The following is a 6,639-nucleotide window of genomic DNA, read 5'->3' as shown; positions in this document are numbered from 1 at the left end:
GTCAGACCAAGCAACCTCGCAAAACTCCGGTCAATCATCACGCCCATCTCGCGAATCCCATTCCCCTGCATGTTGAAACCCAAGTTCACAAGCCCCATCACGTAATAGCCCAGACTCAAAATATTGAACACAAACCCCGAAATGATAATTGCCCACTCGATGTCCTTCCACCGAATCCGATCCAACCAATACCGACAAAAGAAGTAAAAGATAATCAAGATAAACGTAGCACCAATCGCTCGGAGCGCAGCAGCTGGATAAGCCGTAATCACACCACGCAAATCGTAATACACATAGAAACCGATAAACGCTATTTCAAAAAACAAAAGTTTAGAAATCGTCATTTTTGGCGCATAATAAAGCATTAAGATTAGAAGTAACAGCATGTATGGCTTCACTGCCAAACCAAGTTGCACATTAAACTGACTACCGATACTAAGAAAAAGCAACATCAGCGTGAGTAAAAACACTTGATTTTTAGAATGGCGCGGGGAAATATTGTTAGTATAATCACATGTTATATCACTTTTATAATCCATTCCTTCGTTCTCCTATCCCTCGCCTTAGTAATAATAACGGTAACGATCCTTCACTTTCATCTTGACACAATTAAACACAACTCCGAGGCACGTTGCTGATACTTGGTTCAATACACGACATGTTCGTTCCACTTCTTCTTTTCGGACTTCATCATACTTCACAACCAATAATGTTGCATCACTGTGGTTCAAAATCGTCTTCACCTCCGGCACAAGTAGTACAGGCGGCGTATCAATAATCACTAAATCATAGTCTTTTTTCACTTCAAAAATGAATTTCTTTAGTGTGGTCGTATCAAACAAAGCACTCGGAGGATCTTCTACCAAACCACTAGTCAGAACATCTAATCCCTTCAATCCAATATCCCTCAAGCACTCCGTTAGAACAATATCTCCCTTCAAGACATCACAAAAGCCAAGCGCATTGGATAAACCTAATTTTTTATGGATAGATGGTCGTCTAAAATCACTATCAATCAATAGTACTTTTTTTCCTGCCTCGGTGAAACTCCTTGCGATACCGATTGCAATCGAACTCTTGCCCTCACTCGATAAAGAAGATGTCACACTAATTGCTTGAATATCTCGCTGCTCAGAAAGCTCAATGGTTGTTCTAATATGCCCCATCTGCTCCTGAAAAAATAGATTTTCATTCAATCTTTCTTTTGTTCTCATCTATCATTCACCTATTCTTAAAATGTATTTGTCACCGTTCCAGCTTTATTACCATCGAATAATACTCGTAATTCGCCATAACCACGTGGACCTGTAATAAAGAATACTTCCACAGTTTTATCCTTTTCATTCACAGTGATATTCTGCGCCGCACCAATATACTGTGTAAGAAATTCTCGCTTGGTCCACTTGTCCTTTTTAATAATTGTCTCTGCATCTGTCATTGGGATATAGGCATTCTGAACAAAATAAGTCGTCACATCACCCGCTTGACTTTTAACCACAGCATCCTCATCGTGAATGATAAATTTACCGTTCTTATATTCCAATGCATTATTGCTTTTCGTTAGCTCTTTAAATTCTTGTGCACTTACCTCCTTATCCTCATTTTTCCAAGAAGTAATCGGCTCGACTTTCTTCTCTTGATTTGAACACCCTATTACAAAAATTGTTAATATTAAAATTATTGATAGGCTTATTTTTTTCATTCCATGCTCCTTATCTTGCACCGCTACCATTCAAAATGACTTTGACCGTCTTGCATAGTATCAATGCTTCTTTTCTTACCGACATCGAATGAATATATTCCAAGTCGAGTTTTAATTTTTCTTTCGGGGTAATATCGTAGCCGCCATTAATCTGCGCCCATCCAGTGAGACCAGGCTTAACAGTAAGACGCTGGGTAAAATTGGGGTAGAGAGCTTGAAACTCTTTGGTGAACATAGGCCGTTCTGGTCGCGGGCCAATCATACTCATCTCACCTTTTAAAACATTCCAAAGTTGCGGTAATTCATCGATTCTAGTTTTACGAATAAAACAACCGACTTTTGTAATCCGAGGATCATTTTTTTCCGCCCATTTAGCACCACTCGCTTCTGCATTAACATCCATAGAACGTATTTTATAAATCGTAAAATGATTGCCGTAAAGTCCAACTCTACGTTGTCTATAGATAATTTGTCCAGAAGATTCAAATCTCACAGCACAGATAGTCACCAAGATAATAGGTGATGTCACCGTCAGCAAAATCATCGCAAAAATAATATCAAACAATCGCTTAGAGAAATGAAACATAGCAGACTTCTTCTTCGATTCCATCTTATCTAATCTGAATTCATACTCCATTTTTTCCGTCCTTTCAGTGAACTCGGATATTACAAAAATTTAGAAAGTAGAGATACGCTAGATAAACTAGCATATCTCTTACACCTCTATTCAAAAATTATTTTGTAACAACCATGTCTGCGTAAGCGATTCCGCCCACAACACCTTGGCTTAAGAAGATAACAGCACTTGTGTTTGTTGCTCCTGTTGTAAATGTCGCAGTTCCTTGACCGTAGTCTGATGATGTTACAAAGGCGTTAACTTGTGTGCCGCCATATGTTTTCACACCCACCGATAAACGTGCACCATTCTCTACTTTACCGTATGCTGTTACTGTATACGTTGTGTTTGGAAGCAGTCCTGAAATTGTTTGCTCTACACTAGAGTTACCATCTAATTTCACTGCTTTATTTCCATTCTCAGTAACGATGGAAGGCGTTACTGCTGTCGCTGCTGCCCATGTTTTCCAGCTTGTTAAATTACTGTCAAACTCACTATTTTTTGTTAAATTATCTGTTTGAGAAGCTTGAAGTGTTGCAAATAATGTTGTTGCACGTGCAAGCTCTGCTTCCAGCGTTGCTTTTGCTTTCATGTTAGCAGGTACTGCTGCAACTAATTCTGTCGCTGCAGTGATGTCTGCATCTGTTGTTGTCATTTTAATCGCACCATTGTTGCTTGTAACTGGTGTTAAATGCGTTGTACTTACAGATGTTTGTGCTGTGAACAGCGCCGCCAGTGCATCTGTCGCTGCCATTACTTCTGGGCGTTCGCCTTCTGGAGTTGAATCTTTGAACAGGATAGTATCGATCATACCAGTGCTAGTTCCTGCACCCTTCATCAAGAAGATAGTTGCTGATTTACCTGTTGCCCCTGTGCGAATTGTTACGCTTGCTTTTGAGTAGTCAGTTCCACTAACACGTGCTGTTTTTTGTGCTCCACCGTAGTTTTTCACACCGACACTGACATATCCGTTGTTATCCGCTTTACCGTATATTTCAAGGGTGTATGTCGTATTTGGTTGCAATCCAGTGATAACTTGTTCTGTACTAGAGTTTCCAGCAAGTTTCAAGACATTATTACCATCTTCTTGAACAACTGTTGGTGTTGTTGATGTAGCACTGTTCCAAGGTTTCCAATTAGCGATACCACTGTCGAATTCGCTATTTTTAATAAGGTTACCATCTTGTTCAGCCTTACGAGCGTCCCACATTTCTTGTGCTGTTTTTAGTGTTTCTAGTAAGTCAATCTTAGTTTCATAAATATCTTTCATAGCATTTACAATAACCATCGCTGCATCAATATCTGCTTGGTCCGTGCTTAGTTTTAACGCACCGTTTTTGTAAAGTGTAGTCTTAGCTTCATCTACACCGATAACAGACATATTTGTAAACAAATTGTCAACTACATTTGTTGCTTCAATAACTTCTGGGATACGATCTTCGCCATTATCTGATTTTGCAATAACAAAATCTCCGAAGCCATTGCCAGTTCCAGCGCCCTTCATTAAGTAGAAAGTTGCCGATGTAGCGCTAGCGCCAGTTGTGAAAGCGATTTGACCTTTGCTGTAATCTGCGCTTGTAATACGAATACTTTGTTGCGTACCACCGTGGTTTTTAATACCGGCAGATAAGAATGTCGCATCATCTACTTTTCCGTAGAATGTCATGACATAATTGGTATTTGGTTTCAAGCCTTGGATTGTTTGCTCCACGCTTGAGTTTGATGCTAATTTCACTGTTTTAGTTGCTGGGCCTTCTGTTGCTGCAACTGTTGGTACGGATGAACCGGAACCAGTCCATGTTTTCCAACCATTTAGTGCACTGTCAAAATTACCATTGTTCACTTTATTTCCAATTTGTTCGCTGTTACGTGCGATTAGTAGGTCTTGTGCTTTGTCTAGTTGTGCTTTCAATTCCGCTTTCTCTACTACTTTATCTGGTACTAGATTTAATTTATCTTGCGCTAAATAGATTTTTTCTTGTGTTGCATCTAGTTTGATTGCACCATATGCATCTGTTTTTTGACCAAAATTAACAAGTGGTGTCATTAGATCTCGAATAGCTTGTTGTGCTGCGATGAACTCAGGAGAATCTGTCGCACTTTGATCATCTAATAAAGTTTGTGCTTTATCAATATTGTCTTGTAATGCCTTTTTCGCTGTCGGATCTGTCACTTTATCTACTAGTTTTTGTGCTGCGTCAATTGCTGGTTGATCTGTTGTGTCTTTAATCGTGTTTGTTGTTGGTTGGTTATTTGTGAATAACTCGTTCACTGCTTTTTCTGCTGCTGCTTGGCGTGCTTGTTCCGCTTGCGTTGCTGCTGTTTTAGCATCCAATAAATCTTGGGCTTTGTCTACGTTGTTTTGTAGTGCTTGTTTCGCAGCTGGATCTGTTACTGCGTCTACTAGTTTTTGTGCCGCGTCAATTGCTGGTTGACCTGTTGTGTCTTTGATTGTGTTTGTTGTTGGTTGGTTATTTGTGAATAATTCGTTGACTGCTTTTTCTGCTGCTGCTTGGCGTGCTTGTTCCGCTTGCGTTGCTGCTGTTTTAGCATCCAATAAATCTTGGGCTTTGTCTACGTTGTTTTGTAGCGCTTGTTTCGCAGCTGGATCTGTTACTGCGTCTACTAGTTTTTGTGCTGCGTCAATTGCTGGTTGACCTGTTGTGTCTTTGATTGTGTTTGTTGTTGGTTGGTTATTTGTGAATAATTCGTTGACTGCTTTTTCTGCTGCTGCTTGATTTCTTTCCTCTAGTAATTCTTGTGCACGATCAACTGCTTTTTGCAATCCGTCTTTCACTGTACCGCCCAAAATAAGATCCACTTGTGCTTGTGCTGTATCGATAGCTAGTTGGTTTGTTGTATCTTTGATAGCGTCTGTTTTTGGATCGTTACCTTGGTATAATTGATTCACTAAGAAGCCAGCTATTAACTGTTGTCCTTTATCAGCTTCTTCTACTGCCGTACGCTCATTTAAAAGTTCTTGTGCACGGTCTAGATTTTTTTTGAAGCTCTGTTTTCAAAGCAGGATCTGTTACGCCATCAATCGCTTTTTGTGCTGCATTAATTGCTGGTTGATCTGTGCTTGCTTTGATTGCGTCTGTTGCTGGCTTATCATCTTTAAATAAAGCGTTAACTGCTTTTTCGGCTGCTTCATCTTTCGCCTTTTCAGCTGCAAGTTTAGCATTTAATAGTTCTTGGGCGCGGTCTAGATTATTTTGAAGTGGTGCTTTCGTAGTTGGATCTACTACCACATCAACTAATTGTTGTGCCGCGTTGATAGCACCTTGGTCAGTTGTAGCTTTAATAGTATCTGTTGCTGGTTTATTATCTGTAAATAATTCATTGACTGCTTTTTCTGCCGCTTCGCTATTTGCTTTTTCTGTTGCAGTTCGCGCATTCAGTAATTCTTGTGCACGGTCTAAGTTATTTTGTAATGCGTCTTTTGGTGCTTTTTCAGTTACTACGTCGATTAAAGCTTGTGCCGCATTAATAGCATCTTGATTCGTTGCAGCTTTAATAGTGTCTGTTGCCGGTTTATCACTAGTAAATAACTCATTGACTGCTTTTTCTGCTGCATTTTGGCGTGCTAATTCTTCTGCTGCGTTACGAGCTTCTAGCAATGCTTGTGCTGTAGCTAAATCTGCTTCTAGCGCTGTTTTTACAGCTGGATCTGTTACTTGATCTATAAGCGTTTTAGCATTGTTAATAGCATCTTGGTCTGTCGCGCCTTTAATTGCCCCTGATGTTGGATCGTTATTCGTAAATAGCGCGTTGACTGCATCACGTGCTGCTTGCTCTTTTTCTAACTTGATATTAGTTACTTGTGTTTGCGCTGCTTCAATTAGGTTTGCCAATCTCGTTTTTTCAGGTGAAGCTGATACTGTTTTAGCTGCATTTGTAGCGATATCAATATCCGCTTGTGTAACACCAGCGCCAATTGTCGTTAAGGTCGCATCTTTATATAAGTTATATACCGCTTGACCGTATTTTGTGTCGTATTTGGGGAAATCTTTAGTATCTACCCAGAACGAATACTTCAAATCACCATAGCTTTTTCCAGTTGGATAAATTTTATCAACAAAAATAGCTCCATATGGTTGGCTACGAAGATCCATATCGCCAACATAAATCACGAAATCTTCTGGAATATTTACAGCAAGGGTTTTAAATTTCGTAATAATTTGTCCATTAGGAAGGGTAACACTTACTCCATAATTTTTTATTATTTTCGTCATAGAAATGATTAGATAGTTGCCGTCTAGTGATAAATACGGAAGATACACGTTCATATCTTGCATTACTAATGTTTTATATGCTGGTG

Annotated in this window: 5 protein-coding genes and 1 pseudogene; all 6 read right to left on the bottom strand. The window is 39.5% G+C overall.

Translation table 11 applies throughout. The annotated features are described in order from the left end of the window. Positions 1–539: pseudogene (locus PCORN_RS16680) on the bottom strand (hypothetical protein); the annotation flags it as partial. Between the two features lie 24 nt (positions 540–563). Beyond that, entirely contained in the window at positions 564–1,214 is a 651-nt protein-coding gene (locus PCORN_RS16675) for a CpsD/CapB family tyrosine-protein kinase (RefSeq protein WP_051999570.1), read from the bottom strand. Positions 1,215–1,231: 17 nt separating this feature from the next. Further along, complete coding sequence (locus PCORN_RS16670; protein WP_206537464.1) at positions 1,232–1,723, bottom strand: hypothetical protein; 492 nt, start codon at positions 1,721–1,723, stop codon at positions 1,232–1,234. Further along, positions 1,713–2,339: a sugar transferase gene (locus tag PCORN_RS16665; protein WP_036082672.1), complete on the bottom strand. Its 627-nt coding sequence runs from the start codon at positions 2,337–2,339 to the stop codon at positions 1,713–1,715. Before PCORN_RS16665 ends, PCORN_RS16670 begins: the two co-directional genes overlap by 11 nt. A 97-nt stretch (positions 2,340–2,436) precedes the next feature. Further along, complete coding sequence (locus tag PCORN_RS17710; RefSeq protein WP_277620232.1) at positions 2,437–5,244, bottom strand: toxin Cry1Ac domain D-VI-related protein; 2,808 nt, start codon at positions 5,242–5,244, stop codon at positions 2,437–2,439. A 40-nt stretch (positions 5,245–5,284) separates the two neighbouring features. Beyond that, positions 5,285–6,639: toxin Cry1Ac domain D-VI-related protein (locus PCORN_RS19540; RefSeq protein WP_241433235.1), on the bottom strand; the 1,355-nt coding region annotated here is incomplete at its 5' end.

Source organism: Listeria cornellensis FSL F6-0969, from assembly GCF_000525855.1.
In the GTDB taxonomy this organism is placed as follows: domain Bacteria; phylum Bacillota; class Bacilli; order Lactobacillales; family Listeriaceae; genus Listeria_A; species Listeria_A cornellensis.
The sequence above is the reverse complement of the archived record's forward strand: the minus strand, read 5'-3'. Positions and strand labels throughout refer to the sequence as shown.

Excerpts from the sequence above, each read along its gene's own strand:
- PCORN_RS16675 (WP_051999570.1), bottom strand. The coding sequence starts at position 1,214 with ATGAGAACAAAAGAAAGATTGAATGAAAATCTATTTTTTCAGGAGCAG.
- PCORN_RS16665 (WP_036082672.1), bottom strand. The coding sequence starts at position 2,339 with ATGGAGTATGAATTCAGATTAGATAAGATGGAATCGAAGAAGAAGTCT.